Below are 17,869 nucleotides of genomic sequence, written 5' to 3' on the forward strand. Positions count from 1 at the left end.
GTTCTTCCTAGGGCTGACCGTGACCGCCGCGCCGGTCGTTACGCTGGCGCTGGGCGATCAGTGGCGGGAAGCGGCACCGCTCGTCGCGCTGCTGGGCATCGCGATGCCGTTCATGACGCTCCAGACGCTGTTCCCGCCGGTGGTGGATGCGATGGGCCGGCCGGGGATTACCGCGCGGACGACGGCGATCGGCGCGGTGCTGTTGCCGGTCGCGTTCCTGATCGGCGTGCGCTTCGGCATTGCCGGGCTGGCAGCGGCGTGGATCATCGCCCATCCGATCCTGCTCGGCATCGTGCTGCACCGGGCATTGCCGGTGATCGGACTGTCGCTGGCGACATTCGCCGCCGCCGTCCGCCCGGCGTTCGCGGCGGGGGTAGCGATGGTCGGTGCGGTCGTGCTGGCGCGGACGATCGTTGCGCCGGGATCGCCGGTCGCGACGCTGGCGCTGTCGGTCGTGGTCGGCGGGAGCGTTTATACGGCGATGTTGCTGCTGTTCGCCCGGCCCGCACTGACCGATGCGATCGCGATGCTCCGGCGGCGTTAGTCCGCGCTGCGAAGCTGACGAATCGCGTCGCGGGTCGCGCGCAGATAGGCGTTGCCGTGAAAGCGATAGGTGCCGATGAAGTGCGCGAACGCCGCACCGCCCGGAATGCCCGCATTCCAGAAGTTGAAATAGCGTGCATAGGGCAGCAGCACCGGATCGGGATCGTTGGCGACAACGAAATTGGCAGCGACCTGCTCGCTGCCCCAGCGGCGCCATTGCCGTTGCCCGAGCACCTCGTCCATCGCAAGCGACAGCGTTTCGGCAACGCCCCGCCCGTCGCCGCTTCGTGCGAAGCCGGCGAAACCGGCACAGCCGCGGACATAGCGGAGCGGCGCATGGCCGGGCAGGTCGACCCGGTCCAGCACCGCTTCCGACGCATCCTGCACATGGGTGGCCGGCAACAACGGATCGACCGGGCGGCGCGTCGCGACAAAGGCGTCGATCGGCAGCAACCGGGCGTCCGCTTCGCCCAACAAGGTGAAGCTGCGTCCCGCCGCGATCGCGGCCGCGACCTCGGGCACCGGCCCCAGCGTCACCGTGTCCGAATCGAGCTGGATCACATAGTCGTTGGCGCGCAGGTCGAGGATCGCCAGCAACCGCTCCCACACATCGCGGCGGGGGCACGGATCGGTCGCGACCGAATCGATCGGAATGATCCGCGGGTCGCCGAGCTGCGCGGCCAGCACCGCCCTGTCCGCCGCCGTCAGCGTGCCGTCGTCGAGGATCACGACGCGCCCGCGCCGCAGATGATGCAGCAACGATTTGACCGCGACCAGATAGGGCAACAGCACCGCGCTGCCGATCATCGAAAAGACGATCACCCCGTCGTCGCGCACCATCGCCGGCGGCGTGGCAAGGATGCCGCGCGCCAGCCGGCGGTGCCGCCATTGCTTCCAGTGCCAGTTGAGATGTTCGCCGAGCGAGGCCATGACGCCGTTCTTATCGACCGCCGGTTAAACCCGCGTCAACCGGCGCGCCCGGGTTCGCTATCCCTGCTGGATATAGTCGCGCATCGCCTTCGCCTCTGCCTCGATGCCGTCGATTCGATATTTGACGAGGTCGCCGATCGACACGAACCCGACCAGCCGGTCGCCATCGACCACCGGCAAATGCCGGATGCGCCGCTGCGTCATCAGCGACAGCGCCCCCAGCACCGACGCCGCCGGATCGACGGTGATCGCCGGGCTGGTCATCCGTTCGGAAACGGGCAGGTCGAGCGCGTCGACACCGCGTTCGACCAGCGCGTGGATCATGTCGCGTTCGGAAAAGATGCCGACGACCGCGGCCCCCTCCAGCACCGGCACCGCGCCGATGCGATGCTCGGCCAGCAGCGCCACAACCTCGCGGACCGTTCGATCGGCCCCGACCGATACGACCGCACGCTTGCCCAACAGTTTCGCGATGGTCATCGCCCTCTCCTCCACCGGTGCGCCGGTCCGATCCGCCGGCGCATCCATGGGTTGAGAATTCCACGCTTCGCGGCCATTGGAAAGCCATGGCGAACGATCTCGACGACCCCGAATATGCCGCGTTCGCCTGGCGACGATTTCGCTGGCTGCTCCGGGTGATGGCAGCGATCTCGGCGGTCGCCGCGCTGCTGGCACTGGCCGGCATCTGGTGGTGGATCGGATCGATGAACTGGGTGATCGCCGCCGCGACGCTGGCCGGTGTCGGATTCTCGGTGATGCTGGGCGGCGCGCTGATGGCGCTGGTGTTCCTGAGCAACGGATCGGGCCATGACGCCGCCGTCGACGCGTTCAACGCCGATCGCGATCCGGGGCGGGACAGGCGGGGGTAAGGCCGCACGGTTCGCATTCGACCGCCTCCCTAATTTCTGAGTCACCCCGGACTTGATCGAGACCTCTGCGGAAGTCGCGAACCGCTCCCCCTGGCGGTACCCCCGCGCAGGCGGGGGTCCAGGATTCCAAGCGCAAGCCGTTGTTATACCTGGCTCTGGACCCCCGCCTGCGCGGGGGTACGACGAGTTTTTGGCCGAGCTCGCTACTTTGCGCAGAAGTCTGACTTGATCCGGGGTCGCGCTTCTTTGCTACGGCCAAGAGGTGGCGGCACCTCGGATCAGATCCGGGGCAGCCGACTGGTCCCGGCAAGCATTGCCGTCTGATCCGCATCAGCACCCCGCATAGACCGCGTTACGCCTGCCCAACACAGCAAAACCCGCCGATCGTCCATCGACGTCCGGCGGGTTTTGCGGAAAGCGGCAAGCGACACGCCCGGTCCCTCGGGACCGGAGCGGCTTACTTGATCTTCGCTTCCTTGAACTCGACATGCTTGCGCACGACCGGGTCATACTTGCGGAAGGTCAGCTTTTCGGTCTGGTTGCGCGGGTTCTTCTTGGTGACATAGAAGAAGCCGGTATCGGCCGAGCTGACGAGCTTGATCTTGACGGTGGTCGGCTTTGCCATGACCCAAAAACCCCTTGGGCCTGACGCCCGCGAATTGACAATGAATAGCGGCCCGCCACACGGGGGCTGCTGCAAGACGTGGGCGCATGAGCCAATCGCCGGCCAAAGTCAAGACGAGCGGCCTTCATCGGAACGTAACGATCGCATCCTAGCTTGGGATTCAAAGCGTTGGAGGTGAAGATGCGGATCGAGTCAGTGCACATCGATGCGGAACGGGCACTACGCGTCGGCCACCGCCTCTGCCCGCTGGCGGAGATCGAGGCGATTCGCGCCATCGCCACCGCCGAATCGAGCCTGCCCGCGCTCAGCATCCTTGCCGTGCTCGACGCCGCGATCGCCCGGGGCGAACGCCGGTCGATCGGCGAATGGACCGCGCTCGCCCGCGAAGCGATGCATTGCGGCCGCAGCGACATCGCCACGGCGCGGGCCTATGCCGCCGCCTGCACGGTGCGGTTCGCCGACTGATCCGGCCACGGCATGGACCCGCTCGTCCCCGCGTTCGTCGCGGTCCTGCTGGCCGGCGCGACCGACCGCCCGCCGCTGCTCGCCGCGATCCTGTCCGACCGGTCGGGACGCGGCGCACTATGGGGCGCGATCGTCGGGCAGGCGGCGGGGTTCGGGCTGGCGGCGATCGGCGGCATGCTGGTCGCGCCGGCCCTGACTCCCAATGCCCGCGACCTGATGCTCGCCGTCGCGCTGATCGCTGCCGCGACGTCGGTGCCGTTGCCCGCGCGAATCAAGGACCGCCTCGGCGACTGGCGACTGCCGCCCTTCCTGACCGGGTTGCTCGGCATGGCGGTGCTGGCCCTTGGCGACCGCAGCCAGTTCCTCGTCTTCGCGCTCGTGGCGCGCACCCCCGACCCGGTGACCGGCGCGATCGGCGGTGCGCTGGCCGGCGCGATCCTCCTGCTCGCGTCGGCGACGCTCGGCGAGCGCGACTGGCTGAAGCTGCCGCTGGCCGCTGTCCGGGCGGTTGCGACGCTGTTGCTCGGTCTGACCGGTGCGATCCTCGGCCTTGGCGCGCTGCGCCTGCTGTGATCTGCCCGGGCGATCACCACGACCGGATTTTTTGAGCGGCGCGGCCGGGAAAGATTCGCCAGCGCGATCGTTGCTGAACCGAACCATATCCCGCCGGAGATTTTCGCCGTGACCAACCCCGCGCTCGACACCCCGACCGACCTGCCCAACAACAAGACGGTGACCGTCGCCGACGGGCTGAACGCCGCGCTTGCCGATTGCTTCACGCTGTATCTGAAGACGAAGAACTTCCACTGGCACGTCTCCGGCCCGCATTTCCGCGACTATCACCTGATGCTCGACGATCAGGCATCGCAGATCCTCGCCGTGACCGACGTCATCGCCGAACGCGTGCGCAAGACCGGCAACACCACGCTGCGCTCGATCGGCGACATCGCGCGCCGCGCCGCGATCAAGGACAATGACAAGGATTTCGTGAAGCCCGACGACATGCTCGCCGAGCTGCGCGACGACAATCTGAAGCTGGTCGAACGACTACGCGAGGCTCGCGAAGCCGCCGAGGATGCCGGCGATACCGCGACCAGCAGCCTTGCCGACGACTGGATCGATCAGGCCGAGGAACGCGCCTGGTTCCTGTTCGAAGCCGCTCGCAAGGGCTGATCGGGTGCGCGGGGCGGTCTTGCCGCCCCGCCCGTCCGGCATGAACCGATGCGCGCCTTTGCCGATCTGCTCGACCGCCTGATCTACACCCGGTCGCGCAATGCCAAGCTGGCGCTGATCGGCACCTATCTGCGCGATACGCCTGATCCCGATCGCGGCTGGGCGATCTCGGCACTAACCGGCGATCTCGACCTGCCCGCCGTCAAATCGGCGACGATCCGCGCGCTGATTACCGAACGCACCGATCCCGTCCTGTTCGCGATGAGCCGCGATTTCGTTGGCGACACTGCCGAGACCGTGGCGTTGCTCTGGCCCGAACCGCCACCCGGCACGATCCACGACGCCGATCCGCTGACGCTCGACACCGTCGTCAGCCGCCTCGCCAGCCTGTCGCGATCCGACGCGCCGCGCGCGCTCGCCGACATGCTCGACCGGCTCGAATCCGACGAACGCTATGCGCTGCTGAAACTCGCCACCGGGGCGCTGCGCGTCGGCGTCTCCGCCCGGCTTGCCAAGACCGCGCTGGCGCAGGCGTTCGGGCTCGATGTCGATGCGGTCGAGGAAGTGTGGCACGGCCTCGCCCCGCCCTATGCCGAACTCTTCGCGTGGGCGGAGGGGCGCGGCGAGCAGCCGCATGCCGCCGACCTGCCGGTGTTCCGGTCGTTCATGCTCGCCCACCCGCTCGACGACGGCGTGGTCGAGCTTGCCGACTATGCCGCCGAATGGAAATGGGACGGCATCCGGGTACAACTGGTCCATGTCGGGGCCGAGACCCGCCTCTACAGCCGCGCCGGCGACGACATCACCGCCGCCTTCCCCGAAGTCGCCGCCGCCTTCCGCACACCCGGCGTGCTCGACGGCGAATTGCTGGTGCGCGGCGATGGACAGGGCGCGAGCGTCCATGCCGATGCCGGTGCCGCCAGCTTCAACGCCCTGCAACAGCGGCTGGGGCGGAAAATCGTGTCGAAGGCGATGCTGGCCGACTATCCCGCCTTCGTTCGCCTCTACGACATTTTGTTCGACGGCGCCGAGGATCTGCGCGACCAGCCATGGACCGCCCGCCGCGCCCGGCTCGAAACCTTCGTGCCGCGGCTCGACCCCACCGTCTTCGACCTGTCGCGCCTGATCGACGCCGCCGATTTCGACGCGCTCGCCGATATCCGCAGTGGCGCGCGCGACGCCGCGATCGAGGGCGTCATGCTCAAGCGGCGCGACTCGCCCTATGTCGCCGGGCGGCGCGTCGGGCTGTGGTACAAATGGAAACGCGACCCGCTCGTCGCCGACTGCGTGATGATGTACGCCCAGCGCGGCAGCGGCAAGCGATCGTCCTTCTATTCCGACTACACCTTCGGCTGCTGGACCGGCGACCCGGCCGAGGGCGGCGAATTGCTACCGGTAGGCAAGGCCTATTCGGGCTTCACCGATGCCGAATTGAAGGATCTCGACCGCTTCGTCCGCCAGCATACCGTGCAGCGCTTCGGTCCGGTTCGCGAGGTGGAGAAGACCCTGGTCCTCGAAGTCGCGTTCGATTCGATCCACGCATCGAAACGCCATAAATCGGGGGTCGCGATGCGCTTCCCCCGCATCAACCGCATTCGCACCGACAAGCCCGCGGCCGAGGCCGACCATGTCGCGACGCTGCTGAAACTGGTGAGCTGAGCCCCGCACGTTGTCGTACCCCCGCGTAGGCGGGCGTACGATCACCCCGCCACTGGCTCCAACGCGATCTCGAATAGCATCGGCCACCATTTGCCGGTAACGAACAGGCGCTTGGTCCCCGCATCCCACGCGATCCCGTTCAACACCGCCTCTGGATCGAGCGCGCCCAACTCCGCGCGCAGCGGTGCCAAATCGACCAGCCCGTCGACCGCCCCCGTCGCCGGATCGATCCGTACAATATAGTCGCGGTGCCAGATATTGCCCCACAGCTTGCCGTCGATCATCTCCAACTCGTTCAGGTTATGCACCAGCCGGCCATTGGCGGTGATCGTCACCCGTCGCCGCTCCCTGAACGTTTTGGGGTCGAGGAAGCGCAGCGTCGGCGTCCCGTCCGACAGGATCAGCGACTGGCCGTCGCTCGCCAGTCCCCAGCCCTCCCCGGCATAGCGCGCGGTGCCGACCGCCTTCAGCGTCTTGGCGTTCCAGCGATGGGCGATGCCGTCCATCCACGTCAGGCTGACCAGCTGCTGCCCGTCGACTGCAAGCCCTTCGCCGAACTGCTCCCCCGGCAGCCGGGCGCGCGCCAGCACCTTGCCGTCGGCCAGATTGACCCGCCGCACATCGGACACGCCGGGCTGCCCGGTACTTTCGAACAGCGCCCCGTCATGCCACACCAGCCCCTGCGTGAAAGCGGTGCGATCATGCGGATAGCGCGCCACGATCCGCGCCGAAATCCCCTCGACCGGGACCGGCTGCACCGGCGCAAGCGGGGGCGCGCCGGTCTGCGCGGACGCGGCGGTGGCGAGCGCCAGGCTCAGGGGCATCAACCAGCGGATCATCGTCGTCGTCATCCTCGCATCCGCCTTGCCCGTTGCTGAACCGTCAGAAGGGTACCGCCGGGCCGGCGGGTACGATCCCGGTCGGATTGATATCCTTGTGGCTGCGATAATAGTGCGTCTTGATCTGGTCGAGATCGATCGTGTCCATGACGCCCGGCAATACCGCGATCCGTTCGGTCAGCGCGCGCAGCCGGGGATAGTCGAGCAGGCGGCGGACATTGCATTTGAAATGCCCATGATAGACCGGGTCGAACCGCACCAGCGTGGTGAACAACCGGAGATCCGCCTCGGTCAGCCGATCGCCGACCAGCCATTCGCCCGTCAGCCGTTGCTCCAGCCAGTCGAGCGAGTCGAACAGCGCGGCGACCGCGTCGTCATACGCCGCCTGCGTCGTCGCGAAGCCCGCGCGATAGACGCCGTTGTTAACGCTCGCATAGACACGGTCGTTGACCGCATCGATCTCGCCGCGCAGCGCCGCCGGATAATAATCGCCCGGCGTCGCGCCCAGATCGTCGAACGCGGTATTCAGCATCCGCAGGATATCCGACGATTCGTTGTTCACGATCCGGCGTTCGGCCTTGTCCCACAGCACCGGCACGGTGACCTTGCCGGTCATGTCGGGATCGGCGAGCGTATAGAGCTGGTGCAGATGATCGACGCCGTTGACCGGATCGCCGCTGCCGCCGAACGCCTCCGCAAAGCTCCATCCCTGCGCACCCATCAACGGCCCGACCACCGTCACCGGCAGCAATGCCTCCAATCCTTTGAGTGCGCGCACCACCAGCGTCCGATGCGCCCATGGGCAGGCGAGGCTGACATACAGATGATAGCGCCCCGCTTCCGCCGGACTGCCGCGCTGTCCCGCCGGCCCCGCATGGCCATCGCGGGTCAGCCAGTCGCGAAACCCGCTCTCCGCCCGCTGGAAATTGCCCGATTCGTCGGTCGGTGCGACCGGCGTGTCGTTGGTCCAAACCCCGTGCTGCAACATGCCCATCGACGATCCTTTCGCTATCCGGCCATGCAACGCAGGGCGGCCGTTTTCCGATCAGCCTCGATTCACCGAACGGCGCGATTTCGATCGATAGGATGTGAAGCGCCGCGCGACGGGCGCGCGTCCGTTCGTCAGCTCGCTCCCGATCCGCAGCGAGAATCGGATGCGGCCGTCGATCCGATCAAACCTCGTCGGTGTTCGCATCCTGCTTCCGGGCAGCGCTTTCCCGCTTCAGCGGCCGGGAAACCGGGCAAACTTCCTGCACGAACCCGTTCAGCGTGTTCGTCAGATTGTCGGGCACCAGCCGGTAATAGACATATTGCCCGCGCTTCTCGCTGCTGACCAGGCCCGCCGCTTCGAGGATCGACAGATGCTGCGAGATCGACGGCTTCGACATGTCGAATCGCGCCGCGATCTCGCCCGCGCTCAGTTCGGCATGGGCGAGATAGGCCAGGATCTTGCGCCTCGGGACCGACGCCAGCGCTTCGAACACACGTTGCATACCCGATGCCATAGGTCCCTCTCCATCGCTTGACAAACATCTTTCGCTATTTAGGAATATACCTAATTACCGAAGGAGGGGTTATGTCCGATTGTTCGACGCTCCGTATGAAGGTTACCGATGCCACGTCCGCCGTTCGGGGCCGGGTGCGATGGGCACCCGCCAAATCGCTTTGGATCGGCGGCATGACCATCGCCTCGCTGGCGCTGGCACCGCTTCACGTCACGATCGGCAGTGTGCTGCTGTTCCTCGGCACCAGTGCGGTGACGCTGTGCGCCGGCCACTCGATCGGGTTGCACCGCCTGCTGATCCATCGAAGCTTCATCGCGCCGCACTGGCTCGAACGCATCCTCGTCTATCTGGGCACGTTGGTCGGCATGGCGGGACCGCTCGGCATGGTTCGGTTGCACGACATGCGCGACTGGGCGCAACGCCAGCCCGACTGCCACCCCCTCCACGCCCACCGCACCACGATGCTGCACGACGCATGGTGGCAGATGCATTGCCGCCTCGACCTCGACCATCCGCCACGGTTCGAACCCGAATCCGGTTTGTGCGACGACCCGTTCCTGCGCTGGCTGGAAGCGAGCTGGATGGCGCAGCAATTGCCATGGGCCTTGCTGTTCTTCGCGATCGGCGGTCTGCCATGGCTCGTCTGGGGCGTGCCGGTCCGCGTAGCGGTCAGCGTTACCGGTCATTGGCTGGTAGGCCATATCACCCATCGCCGCGGACCGCAGAACTGGGTCGTCGACGGCATGGGCGTGCAGGGTCACGACCTGCCCGCCGCCGCCCTCCTCACCTTTGGCGAGGCATGGCACGGCAACCACCACGCCTTCCCCGAATCGGCACGACTGGGAATATTGCCGGGGCAGCATGATCCGGGCTGGTGGATGCTGCTGGCGTTGCGGCGGGTCGGGCTGGTCCGCGACCTGAACGAACCGGCGCATCTGCCGCCAAGGCCCGGGTTGCGGCGGGTGCATGACGCGGCAACGGTGGAGACGGTCGCGTGAGCGTCGTCGCACCGCCGGTCTGCCGGCGCATCGCATCGGTCACTGTCGCGGCCGTGGCGGGGGTTGCCGTCCTGATCGCATCATGGTCGCTGCGCGAAGTGATCGGCCATGAGCCGGCCAGCGCCTACCCTCTCACCGCTTTGGTGCAAATCTCGCTGTTCAGCATCGTCGTCGGGTCGATCATCGCCGTGCCGATCTGCCTGCTGCTCGGGCTGCCGCTATGGCATTTCGCGATACGATCGGGACGACAGCGCCGCGGCGACGCGCTGCGCCTCGGGTTGATCGCCGGTGGCCTGATCGGGGCGGTGATGGCGATCGTCGGCGACCCCGGCACCCGCTGGTTCGACGAACCGCTCGACGTTCTTGGCTATTGTCTCGCCGGTCTCTGCGCAGGCGGGGTAGCCTATCGGCTAGGCTATTCCCGGCGCTGACCCTCCGACGCCGTCATGCCGTTCGGTCGGAGCAGCTTCGAGCGTGCCGAGAACGCCGGGCCCGAACGCCGACCGCCCGCTCAGGGATTCTGGATCAGCCGCAGCAGCGACCCATCGGGATCAAGCAATGCGCCGATCCGCAGGCCGTTCTGCTCGCGTGCCGGTTGCAATCGCGGAAAGCCGGTCGATTGCTCCACGATCCCCGCCGCCTGCGCGACCGCGTAAAATGCGTCGAGATCGTCGAGCCGCAGGCAACTGCCATAGCCGCTCGTCGCCGGATCGAAATCGGGCCACGGAAAGAATTCGAGCGTCAGCGATCCGCGTTCGAGGATCATCCAGGTCGGGTCGCGCCATGCCTCGTCAAATCCGAGCTCGGCGAAAAAGGCCGATGTCACCGCGAAGTCGCGCGACGGCAAATTGGGTGTCGCCAGATCCATCGGATGCCCGATCCCGTACGGGGTTCCTCGAAACGAAAAAGGCCGGCCACCCTTGCGAGTGACCGGCCGCTTTCCTGTCGCCGAAGCGCGAACCTCAGAGCTTGTTGAGGTTCACCGCGGCATGCTTGCCGCGACGATCGACCTCGAGTTCGAACTCGAGACGATCGCCTTCGTTGAGCGTCGGGAGACCCGCGCGCTCGACGGCCGAGATGTGGACGAATGCGTCCGGCTGTCCATCGTCGCGCTGAATGAAGCCGAAGCCCTTCATCGCGTTGAAGAACTTCACGACGCCGCTGGCGCGTTCGCCGGTCAGCTGACGCTGCGGGCCGCCCATGCCGCCGCCTGCGCCGCCACGGGGGCCGGCATCACGAGGTTCACGTGCTTCGCGCGGTGCGCCACCGCCGGTCACGGCCATCGGTTCGCCGTCGATCTTCAGATCGGTCGCCGAGATGCGGCCGCCGCGATCGACGAGCGTGAAGCCCATCGGCTGCCCTTCGGCCAGCGCGCTCAGCCCGGCCTGTTCGACGGCCGAGATGTGCACGAACACGTCTTCGCCGCCATCATCACGGACGACGAAACCGAAGCCCTTCTGCGCGTTGAAGAACTTTACGACACCGGTCGCTTCGCCGACGACCTGCGGGGGCATGCCGCGGCCACCGCCGCCGCCGCCACCACCGAAGCCGCCACCGCCGCCGCCGAAGCCGCCGCCACCGCCGCCACGGAAACCGCCGCCGCCGCCACCGAAGCCGCCACCGCCGCCACGATCACCGTAGCTGCTGCCGCCGCCGCCGAAGCCGCCGCCGCCAAATCCACCGCCGCCGAAGCCACCGCGATCGCCGCCGAAGCCGCCGCCGCCGTAGCTGCTGCCGCCGCCTTCGTCACCAAAACCGTCGCGCTTGTCCCTGCCGCGCCCACCGCGCTCGCCGCGCCGTCCTCGATCGAAACTCATTGCCCTGTTCGTCTTCCTGGTTCGCCCAACTTCATTCTAAACCCAAGCGCCGAGCGAAAAACGCAGGTGTCCGGGCACCGCCAAGCCGGGTGCCACATCTCTGCATAGCGTAAAAGCGCGCGGTCCCAAACGAATTTCGCCGCTGCAATCGTTCCTGTCGCCGCGATCATGGCGATTATCTTGCGATTATGTGGCGAAGACGGCACAGAATCGCCCGATGGACACCATCATGGCGCTGATCGCCGACCCGACGGCGTGGGCCGCATTCTTCACGCTGGTCGTACTGGAAGTCGTGCTCGGCATCGACAACCTGATCTTCATTTCGATTCTGTCGAACAAGTTGCCGGCCCATCAGCAACAACTGGCGCGGCGAATCGGGATCGGCCTCGCGCTGGTCATGCGGCTACTGCTGTTGTCGATGATCGCGTTCATCGTCTCGCTGACGACTCCGGTGTTCGACCTCGGCATTCAGGGGTCGCCCGACGGCTATGGCCGGCCGAGCTTCGAAACCGCCTTTTCGTGGCGCGACCTTATCCTGATCGTCGGCGGGCTGTTCCTGGTGTGGAAGGCGACGAAGGAAATCCATCACACGATGGACGACGAACCCACCGGCGACGCGCTCGACAAGAAGGGCAAGGCCGCCCTGGGGCTCGGTTCGGCGATCGCGCAGATCGTCGCGCTCGATATGGTGTTCTCGATCGATTCGATCCTGACCGCGGTCGGCATGACCGACGAGGTGCCGATCATGATGGCCGCGGTGATCGTCACCGTCGGCATCATGCTGGTCGCCGCCGATCCGCTGGCGCGCTTCATCAACGCCAACCCGACCGTCGTCATGCTCGCGCTCGGTTTTCTGCTGATGATCGGCGCGGTGCTGATCGCCGATGGCTTCGGCGTGCACGTGCCCAAGGGCTATATCTATGCCGCGATGGCATTCTCCGCCGGGGTCGAGACGCTCAACATCGTCTCGCGCCGATCGAAGACGAAGAAGCGCATGGCCAGGGAAGCCATTGAGCGCGAGGCTTCCAACCGCTAGGCGCAACCGATGAGCGTTTATTTCCACGAAGAAGATCTGCCGGCCGACGTGTTCGCCCCCGGTGCCGACATCGCCGTCGATACCGAGACGATGGGCCTGATCACCCCGCGCGACCGGCTGTGCGTCGTGCAGCTGTCCGATGGCGGCGAGAACCAGCATCTGGTCCGCTTCAATCCCGGCAGCGACTATGCCGCGCCGAACCTGAAGGCGGTGCTGGCCGATCCGGCCCGGGTGAAGCTCTATCATTTCGGGCGGTTCGACCTTGCCGCGATCCAGCATTATCTGGGCGTCACCGCCGGCCCGGTATTCTGCACCAAGATCGCGTCGCGACTGGTCCGCACCTACACCGATCGCCACGGCCTGAAAGAACTGGTCCGCGAACTGCTGGGGCAGGATTTGTCCAAGCAGCAGCAATCGTCCGACTGGGGCGGGCCGGTGCTGTCCGATGCGCAGCGCGATTATGCCGCCTCCGACGTCCGCTTCCTCCACGCGCTGCGCGAGGAACTGGCGAAGCGGCTGGCCCGCGAAGGGCGCACCGATCTGGCGCAGGCGTGTTTCGATTTCCTGCCGCACCGTGCCGCCCTCGATCTCGCCGGCTGGCCCGAGACCGATATCTTCGCGCACATGTAGGGGTAGAGGATGTCGGAAATCGCCCGCCAGGAACGCTCGCGCCGGCAACGCCGTGCAGCGCCGGGCAGCGCGCATGACCGGCTGATCGGATTCCTGATGGTCGTGCTGCCGATCGGCATCGGCGTGCTGGCCGCGTTTCTGGTGATGGCCCCGCTGTTCATGCGCGGCGATACCAGCTTCGTCCTCGACAAGAACAAGGTCGCCGTCGCGCAGGAACGGATGCGCCTGCGCGCCGCCGAATATCGCGGACAGGATGCCAAGGGTCAGCCCTTCGTCATCGATGCCGGATCGGCGGTGCAGAAAAGCTCGGCCGAACCGGTGGTGCAGCTGCAGGAACTGGCCGCCGCCATCCGCCTGCCGGATGGTCCCGCACGGCTGACGGCACCGCGGGGCCGCTATGACATGCAGACCGAACAGGTCGCGGTGAACGGCCCGATCCGCTTCCGCGCGGCCGACGGCTATGCGCTCGACACCAACGACGCGACCGTCGATCTCAAGACCCGCCGCCTGCAAAGCGGCAGCGCGGTTACCGGCACCACATCGATGGGGACGTTCAGCGGCGACAGGCTCGATGCCGATCTCGAATCGCGCACCGTGCGGCTGACCGGCAATGCCCGCTTGCGTATCGACCCGGCACGCACGAAATAGCCGCGATGATTCGCCACGCGCTCCCGGGCCTCGCCGCCACCTTCGGCCTCCTCGCCATCGCGGGGTCGGCCCCGGCGCAGACGCGGCACGACTCGAACGCGCCGATCGATTTCTCGGCGAACGCCATCGAACTGCAGGATCGCGCCAACCGCGCCGTCCTGACCGGCGGCGTGACCATTCGCCAGTCGACCATGACGCTCACCGCCGACCGTGTCGTCGTCGCCTATGTCGGGCAGGTCACCGAAGGCGCATCGCCGCAGGCATCGCGCATGGACGCGACCGGCAACGTCACCGTTACCCGCCCCGATCAGACCGCCAAGTCGCGTTTTGCCGTCTATGACGTCAATCGCCGCGTGGTGACGATGATCGGCGGCGTGCAGCTGACGCAGGGGGCCAACACGCTGACCGGCGGGCGGCTGTCGATCGACCTCGACACCGGTCGCGCGACGATCGATGGGTCGGGCGTCGGCACCACCGCCGCGCCGGGCGGGGCGGTCCAGCAGAGCGGCGGTCGCGTGACGGGGCGGTTCTCGGTTCCCAAGCGGAATTAAGCGTCCGGCGCGTTTGCCCCGCCGGTGACGATTAAGCCTGCATTCATCGCATAACCTGCGCCGGCCGGCGATCGGACCTTCCGCCACCGCCGCTTTCATGCAATATTCCTGCCAGTCGTTCCGTCCTAACGGTACGGTAACCACTGCCATGCGATCAGGACGCTGCCGATGACCGACACCACCCTGTTGTCCCGCAGCGCCGACGCTGTCCCCGTGCACGAACGCCCCTCCGACCGGGGGCTGTCGGTCGTGTCGATCGCCAAATCCTATGACAAGCGCGTCGTGCTGTCCGACGTGTCGATGTCGGTGGGGCGTGGCGAGGTCGTCGGCCTGCTCGGCCCCAACGGCGCGGGCAAGACGACCAGCTTCTATTCGGCGATGGGCCTCGTAAAGCCCGATGCCGGCCGCATCCTGCTGGACGGCGAGGATATCACGGCGCTGCCCATGTATCGCCGCGCGATCCTCGGCCTTGGCTATCTGCCGCAGGAAACGTCGATCTTTCGCGGGCTGTCGGTGGAAAAGAACATCCTCGCCGTGCTCGAACTGGCCGAACCGGACAAGGTGACGCGCGCGGCGCGACTCGAACAGCTGCTCGACGAATTCGGCCTCACCCGGCTGCGCACCGCATCCGCCATGGCCCTGTCGGGCGGCGAGCGGCGGCGCGCGGAAATCGCGCGCGCGCTGGCGGCCAATCCGACGATCATCCTGCTCGACGAACCCTTTGCCGGCATCGATCCGATTTCGATCGCCGACATTCGCGATCTGGTGATCCAGCTCAAATCGCGCGGCATTGGCGTGCTCATCACCGACCACAATGTCCGCGAGACGCTCGAAATCGTCGACCGCGCCTATATCATCTATGACGGGCGGGTGTTGTTCGCCGGTTCGCCGTCCGAACTGGTCGCCGACGCCAATGTCCGCCGCCTGTATCTCGGCGAAGGGTTCGAACTCTAACCACGATGAGCCTCGCGCCTCGCCTCGACCTGCGCCAGTCGCAATCGCTGGTGATGACGCCACAGTTGCAGCAGGCGATCCGCCTGCTCGCGCTGTCGAATCTCGAAATCGAAGGGTTCCTTGCCGAGGAGATCGAAAAGAACCCGCTGCTCGAATCGGGCGGCAGTGACGATGACGGCCCGGCGACCGAAGCGGCCGATCCGGTCGCGGCCGGCGACCCTGCTGGGTCCGACGAACTGCTGGGGCTGGGCGCGGCGAGCGGCGAATCGCTCGACCTCGATCTCGGCGAAACCTTCCATCATGACAGCGCGTCGGACGGGGTCGGCTCGCTCGACGGCGGTCTCGGCCTTGCCGCGACCGGTGCCGGCGGGTTCGAGGATGCCCCCGATCTCGACGCGCTGGCCAGCGCCGACATCTCGCTGATCGACCATCTGCTGCAACAGGCCGGGGCCTGCGTCGCCGGGGCCGACCTGTTCATCGCCAGCGCGATCATCGATCAGATCGACGATTGCGGTTATCTGTCGGGATCGCTGCTCGACATCGCCAACCGCCTCGGCGTACCGCTCGCCCGCGTCGAAGCGGTGCTGGGCATCGTCCAGACCTTCGACCCCAGCGGCGTCGGCGCGCGCAGCCTTGCCGAATGTCTCGCGATTCAGGCGCGCGAGGTCGACCGCTACGATCCGTGCATGGCGCGGCTGCTCGATCATCTCGACCTGCTCGCGCGCGGCGCGCTGCCGCAGTTGCGCCGAATCTGCGAGGTCGACGACGAAGACCTGACCGACATGATCCGCGAGTTGCGCGGCTATGATCCCAAACCCGGCTGCCGCTTCGGCGGCGAACGCGCCCAGTCGGTCGTCCCCGACCTGTTCGTGGCCCCGCGCGGCGATGGCTGGGCGGTCGAGATCAACGGCGCGACCCTGCCGCGCGTACTGGTCAATCGTGACTATTTCGCCGAACTCAATGCAAACGGCACCAAATCGTCCAAGGCATGGCTGTCCGACTGTCTCGCCAGCGCCAACTGGCTGGTGAAGGCGCTCGACCAGCGGCAGCGCACCATCCTGAAGGTCGCGACCGAGATCGTGAAGCAGCAGGAGGCGTTCTTTCGCCAGGGCGTCGCCCATCTCCGTCCGCTGACGCTCGCGCGGATCGCCGAGGCGATCGAGATGCACGAATCGACGGTCAGCCGGGTGACCTCGAACAAATATCTGTCCTGCCCGCGCGGGCTGTTCGAGATGAAGTATTTCTTCACCTCCGCCATCCAGTCGGCCGATGGCGGCGAGGCGGTGTCGGCGCTCGCGGTCAAGGAAGCGATCCGCAGCCTGATCGCCGCCGAAGACCCGAAAAAGATCCTGTCCGACGATACGCTGGTCGAACTGCTGAATGCGAAGGGCTTCGACATCGCACGGCGGACGGTGGCGAAATATCGCGAGGCGATCGGGCTGGGCTCCTCGGTCCAGCGCCGCCGGCAAAAGGCGCTTGGCCGCTAGCGCTTTCCTACAGGCGGCAACGGGTGGCAGGGTCGCGGGCGCTCTTTCCTACCGTGCATCCCGCTGTCCCGCGACCGGGCTAGGTCACGCCGATCGCGAAACGCGTACGAGTGTGACCTTTGTGACCTTTGGCCGGCGCGAAACCATTAAGCCGCTGTAATCCCACGGCCCGACCCCGCTCCCACCCGTTCGGTTCGAGCAGCTTCGAGCCTGTCGAGAAGCGTCCGTCGAGAACGCGCTTGCGAACGATAAGTCACCCTCACCCTTCCCACCCGGCTACTCCGGGCGGGCCCCTTCCCTCTCCCGGCGGGAGAGGGAAGGAGGCGCGAAGCGCCGGAAGGGTGAGGGCGATCGCACGGTAATTGTTAAAGGTCGCACTCGCGGAACCTCGTTCTCGATACGCGCTCTCGACAGGCTCGATCGCTACTCGAACCCAACGGAGCCGGAACAAGGACGAAGGCTGGCCCTAAACGTCCAGCTTCTCATAATCGGCCGGCGGCGGCACGCCTTCCATCCGCTCGGCGAGCAGCGGCCGGAAACTCGGTCGGCTCTTCATGCCGACATACCAACGCTTCGCCAGGTCGTGCGTCTTGAAGTCGATCCCGCCCAGATAGTCCGCGATCGAAATCTGCGCCGCCGCCGCCAGATCGGCGAGACTCATCGTCGCCCCGCCGATCCATTGCCGATGGTCGAGCAGATAATCGATGTAATCGAGATGCTCGACCGCCGCCTTCATCGCCTCGCGCAGGACGCGCGTGTCGGGCGTCTGGCGATGGACGATGCGCTTTTCCATCCGCTCCATCAGCAGCGGTCCGGTGATCTCGCGATAGAATTGCGTGTCGAACCACGTCACCAGCCGCCGCTGTTCGGCGCGGTCGGCGGCGCTGCCGTTCAGCATCGCCGGCTTGTCGCCCGTTTCCTCGATATATTCGCAGATCGCCATCGAATCGATCAGGCGGATACCGGCCTGCTCGTCGATCATCACCGGCGTCTGTCCGGCCGGGTTCAGGTGCAGGAACTCGTCCCGCCGCGTCCATGGCGATTCGCGCACCGGCTGATAGCCGATGCTCTTCTCCGCCAGCAGCAGACGGACCTTGCGCGAGAAGGGACATAACGGGAATTGCAGAAGCTGCCACATCC

At 66.6% G+C, this 17,869-nt stretch carries 23 protein-coding genes (1 of these 23 running past the window's edge); 14 read left to right on the forward strand and 9 right to left on the reverse strand.

What is annotated here, in order from left to right:
* Positions 1–544, forward strand: partial view of a lipopolysaccharide biosynthesis protein gene (locus ASE70_RS06885; RefSeq protein WP_056502824.1) — the final stretch only. It extends 926 nt beyond the left edge of the window; the window shows 544 of its 1,470 coding nt (coding positions 927–1,470); its start codon lies beyond the left edge, outside the window; the stop codon is at positions 542–544.
* Here the strand turns inward: ASE70_RS06885 and ASE70_RS06890 are convergent.
* Together ASE70_RS06890 and ASE70_RS06895 are read right to left on the reverse strand one after the other, a co-directional pair.
* Positions 541–1,473 carry a hypothetical protein gene (locus tag ASE70_RS06890; protein ID WP_056502827.1) on the reverse strand — a complete coding sequence of 311 codons (933 nt, stop codon included), beginning with the start codon at positions 1,471–1,473 and terminating at the stop codon, positions 541–543. The genes ASE70_RS06885 and ASE70_RS06890 overlap by 4 nt on opposite strands.
* A gap of 57 nt (positions 1,474–1,530) precedes the next feature.
* A complete protein-coding gene (locus ASE70_RS06895) occupies positions 1,531–1,953 on the reverse strand; it encodes a CBS domain-containing protein (protein WP_056503502.1) in 423 nt (140 codons plus the stop codon).
* 86 nt (positions 1,954–2,039) lie between these two features.
* On the opposite strand from ASE70_RS06895, the gene ASE70_RS06900 reads away from it, so the two are divergent.
* Complete coding sequence (locus ASE70_RS06900; protein ID WP_056502832.1) at positions 2,040–2,342, forward strand: hypothetical protein; 303 nt, start codon at positions 2,040–2,042, stop codon at positions 2,340–2,342.
* 457 nt (positions 2,343–2,799) lie between these two features.
* Here the strand turns inward: ASE70_RS06900 and rpmG are convergent, their stop codons facing one another.
* The gene (gene rpmG / locus ASE70_RS06905) at positions 2,800–2,967 is read right to left on the reverse strand and encodes a 50S ribosomal protein L33 (RefSeq protein WP_055757016.1); all 168 of its coding nucleotides are present in this window, start codon (positions 2,965–2,967) and stop codon (positions 2,800–2,802) included.
* Between the two features lie 180 nt (positions 2,968–3,147).
* On the opposite strand from rpmG, the gene ASE70_RS06910 reads away from it, so the two are divergent.
* From ASE70_RS06910 to ASE70_RS06925, 4 genes are all read left to right on the forward strand, one after another.
* Positions 3,148–3,432, forward strand: a complete 285-nt coding sequence (locus ASE70_RS06910) for a hypothetical protein (RefSeq protein ID WP_156356077.1) — start codon at positions 3,148–3,150, stop codon at positions 3,430–3,432.
* Between the two features lie 12 nt (positions 3,433–3,444).
* The gene (locus tag ASE70_RS06915) at positions 3,445–4,005 is read left to right on the forward strand and encodes a TMEM165/GDT1 family protein (protein ID WP_056502839.1); all 561 of its coding nucleotides are present in this window, start codon (positions 3,445–3,447) and stop codon (positions 4,003–4,005) included.
* A 108-nt stretch (positions 4,006–4,113) separates the two neighbouring features.
* Positions 4,114–4,605 carry a Dps family protein gene (locus ASE70_RS06920; RefSeq protein WP_056502844.1) on the forward strand — a complete coding sequence of 164 codons (492 nt, stop codon included), beginning with the start codon at positions 4,114–4,116 and terminating at the stop codon, positions 4,603–4,605.
* Positions 4,606–4,653: 48 nt separating this feature from the next.
* Positions 4,654–6,264, forward strand: coding sequence for a cisplatin damage response ATP-dependent DNA ligase (locus ASE70_RS06925; RefSeq protein WP_056502847.1), 1,611 nt, complete (start codon positions 4,654–4,656; stop codon positions 6,262–6,264).
* 41 nt (positions 6,265–6,305) lie between these two features.
* Here the strand turns inward: ASE70_RS06925 and ASE70_RS06930 are convergent, their stop codons facing one another.
* From ASE70_RS06930 to ASE70_RS06940, 3 genes are all read right to left on the reverse strand, one after another.
* Positions 6,306–7,115: a glutaminyl-peptide cyclotransferase gene (locus ASE70_RS06930; protein ID WP_235519650.1), complete on the reverse strand. Its 810-nt coding sequence runs from the start codon at positions 7,113–7,115 to the stop codon at positions 6,306–6,308.
* A 31-nt stretch (positions 7,116–7,146) separates the two neighbouring features.
* Positions 7,147–8,097 (reverse strand): glutathione S-transferase family protein, encoded by a 951-nt coding sequence (locus ASE70_RS06935; RefSeq protein WP_056502850.1) that lies wholly within the window; start codon positions 8,095–8,097, stop codon positions 7,147–7,149.
* A 178-nt stretch (positions 8,098–8,275) separates the two neighbouring features.
* Positions 8,276–8,608: a metalloregulator ArsR/SmtB family transcription factor gene (locus ASE70_RS06940; protein ID WP_235519652.1), complete on the reverse strand. Its 333-nt coding sequence runs from the start codon at positions 8,606–8,608 to the stop codon at positions 8,276–8,278.
* Positions 8,609–8,679: 71 nt separating this feature from the next.
* On the opposite strand from ASE70_RS06940, the gene ASE70_RS06945 reads away from it, so the two are divergent.
* Positions 8,680–9,606, forward strand: a complete 927-nt coding sequence (locus ASE70_RS06945) for an acyl-CoA desaturase (RefSeq protein ID WP_056502853.1) — start codon at positions 8,680–8,682, stop codon at positions 9,604–9,606.
* Positions 9,603–10,037: a hypothetical protein gene (locus tag ASE70_RS06950; RefSeq protein ID WP_056502857.1), complete on the forward strand. Its 435-nt coding sequence runs from the start codon at positions 9,603–9,605 to the stop codon at positions 10,035–10,037. Before ASE70_RS06945 ends, ASE70_RS06950 begins: the two co-directional genes overlap by 4 nt.
* An 80-nt stretch (positions 10,038–10,117) precedes the next feature.
* Here the strand turns inward: ASE70_RS06950 and ASE70_RS06955 are convergent, their stop codons facing one another.
* A complete protein-coding gene (locus ASE70_RS06955) occupies positions 10,118–10,474 on the reverse strand; it encodes a bleomycin resistance protein (protein WP_056502860.1) in 357 nt (118 codons plus the stop codon).
* 94 nt (positions 10,475–10,568) lie between these two features.
* Positions 10,569–11,423 carry a cold-shock protein gene (locus tag ASE70_RS20975; protein ID WP_056395487.1) on the reverse strand — a complete coding sequence of 285 codons (855 nt, stop codon included), beginning with the start codon at positions 11,421–11,423 and terminating at the stop codon, positions 10,569–10,571.
* A gap of 217 nt (positions 11,424–11,640) precedes the next feature.
* On the opposite strand from ASE70_RS20975, the gene ASE70_RS06965 reads away from it, so the two are divergent.
* The 6 genes from ASE70_RS06965 (at position 11,641) to rpoN (ending at position 16,729) form a co-directional block, all read left to right on the forward strand.
* Positions 11,641–12,459 (forward strand): TerC family protein, encoded by an 819-nt coding sequence (locus tag ASE70_RS06965; protein ID WP_056395483.1) that lies wholly within the window; start codon positions 11,641–11,643, stop codon positions 12,457–12,459.
* A gap of 9 nt (positions 12,460–12,468) precedes the next feature.
* Positions 12,469–13,089, forward strand: a complete 621-nt coding sequence (locus ASE70_RS06970) for a ribonuclease D (protein WP_056395479.1) — start codon at positions 12,469–12,471, stop codon at positions 13,087–13,089.
* A 9-nt stretch (positions 13,090–13,098) separates the two neighbouring features.
* Positions 13,099–13,737: an LPS export ABC transporter periplasmic protein LptC gene (gene lptC, locus ASE70_RS06975; protein ID WP_056502865.1), complete on the forward strand. Its 639-nt coding sequence runs from the start codon at positions 13,099–13,101 to the stop codon at positions 13,735–13,737.
* A 5-nt stretch (positions 13,738–13,742) separates the two neighbouring features.
* Positions 13,743–14,288 carry an LptA/OstA family protein gene (locus tag ASE70_RS06980; RefSeq protein ID WP_056502869.1) on the forward strand — a complete coding sequence of 182 codons (546 nt, stop codon included), beginning with the start codon at positions 13,743–13,745 and terminating at the stop codon, positions 14,286–14,288.
* Between the two features lie 168 nt (positions 14,289–14,456).
* Entirely contained in the window at positions 14,457–15,242 is a 786-nt protein-coding gene (gene lptB / locus ASE70_RS06985) for an LPS export ABC transporter ATP-binding protein (RefSeq protein WP_055998417.1), read from the forward strand.
* A gap of 5 nt (positions 15,243–15,247) precedes the next feature.
* Positions 15,248–16,729: an RNA polymerase factor sigma-54 gene (rpoN, locus tag ASE70_RS06990; RefSeq protein WP_056395473.1), complete on the forward strand. Its 1,482-nt coding sequence runs from the start codon at positions 15,248–15,250 to the stop codon at positions 16,727–16,729.
* A 466-nt stretch (positions 16,730–17,195) separates the two neighbouring features.
* On the opposite strand, the gene ASE70_RS06995 is transcribed toward rpoN, so the two are convergent.
* The gene (locus ASE70_RS06995; protein ID WP_056395461.1) at positions 17,196–17,867 is read right to left on the reverse strand and encodes a glutathione S-transferase family protein; all 672 of its coding nucleotides are present in this window, start codon (positions 17,865–17,867) and stop codon (positions 17,196–17,198) included.
* Positions 17,868–17,869 lie beyond the last annotated feature (2 nt).

The sequence above is a fragment of the Sphingomonas sp. Leaf22 genome, assembly GCF_001421715.1.
GTDB lineage: Bacteria > Pseudomonadota > Alphaproteobacteria > Sphingomonadales > Sphingomonadaceae > Sphingomonas.

Bases quoted from the DNA above. Each gene is read 5' to 3' on its own strand.
- ASE70_RS06890 (WP_056502827.1), bottom strand. From the start codon at position 1,473: ATGGCCTCGCTCGGCGAACATCTCAACTGGCACTGGAAGCAATGGCGG.
- ASE70_RS06895 (WP_056503502.1), bottom strand. From the start codon at position 1,953: ATGACCATCGCGAAACTGTTGGGCAAGCGTGCGGTCGTATCGGTCGGG.
- ASE70_RS06900 (WP_056502832.1), top strand. From the start codon at position 2,040: ATGGCGAACGATCTCGACGACCCCGAATATGCCGCGTTCGCCTGGCGA.
- rpmG (WP_055757016.1), bottom strand. From the start codon at position 2,967: ATGGCAAAGCCGACCACCGTCAAGATCAAGCTCGTCAGCTCGGCCGAT.
- ASE70_RS06910 (WP_156356077.1), top strand. From the start codon at position 3,148: ATGCGGATCGAGTCAGTGCACATCGATGCGGAACGGGCACTACGCGTC.
- ASE70_RS06915 (WP_056502839.1), top strand. From the start codon at position 3,445: ATGGACCCGCTCGTCCCCGCGTTCGTCGCGGTCCTGCTGGCCGGCGCG.
- ASE70_RS06925 (WP_056502847.1), top strand. From the start codon at position 4,654: ATGCGCGCCTTTGCCGATCTGCTCGACCGCCTGATCTACACCCGGTCG.
- ASE70_RS06930 (WP_235519650.1), bottom strand. From the start codon at position 7,115: ATGACGACGACGATGATCCGCTGGTTGATGCCCCTGAGCCTGGCGCTC.
- ASE70_RS06935 (WP_056502850.1), bottom strand. From the start codon at position 8,097: ATGGGCATGTTGCAGCACGGGGTTTGGACCAACGACACGCCGGTCGCA.
- ASE70_RS06940 (WP_235519652.1), bottom strand. From the start codon at position 8,608: ATGGCATCGGGTATGCAACGTGTGTTCGAAGCGCTGGCGTCGGTCCCG.
- ASE70_RS06945 (WP_056502853.1), top strand. From the start codon at position 8,680: ATGTCCGATTGTTCGACGCTCCGTATGAAGGTTACCGATGCCACGTCC.
- ASE70_RS06955 (WP_056502860.1), bottom strand. From the start codon at position 10,474: ATGGATCTGGCGACACCCAATTTGCCGTCGCGCGACTTCGCGGTGACA.
- ASE70_RS20975 (WP_056395487.1), bottom strand. From the start codon at position 11,423: ATGAGTTTCGATCGAGGACGGCGCGGCGAGCGCGGTGGGCGCGGCAGG.
- ASE70_RS06965 (WP_056395483.1), top strand. From the start codon at position 11,641: ATGGACACCATCATGGCGCTGATCGCCGACCCGACGGCGTGGGCCGCA.
- ASE70_RS06970 (WP_056395479.1), top strand. From the start codon at position 12,469: ATGAGCGTTTATTTCCACGAAGAAGATCTGCCGGCCGACGTGTTCGCC.
- lptC (WP_056502865.1), top strand. From the start codon at position 13,099: ATGTCGGAAATCGCCCGCCAGGAACGCTCGCGCCGGCAACGCCGTGCA.
- ASE70_RS06980 (WP_056502869.1), top strand. From the start codon at position 13,743: ATGATTCGCCACGCGCTCCCGGGCCTCGCCGCCACCTTCGGCCTCCTC.
- lptB (WP_055998417.1), top strand. From the start codon at position 14,457: ATGACCGACACCACCCTGTTGTCCCGCAGCGCCGACGCTGTCCCCGTG.
- rpoN (WP_056395473.1), top strand. From the start codon at position 15,248: ATGAGCCTCGCGCCTCGCCTCGACCTGCGCCAGTCGCAATCGCTGGTG.
- ASE70_RS06995 (WP_056395461.1), bottom strand. From the start codon at position 17,867: ATGTGGCAGCTTCTGCAATTCCCGTTATGTCCCTTCTCGCGCAAGGTC.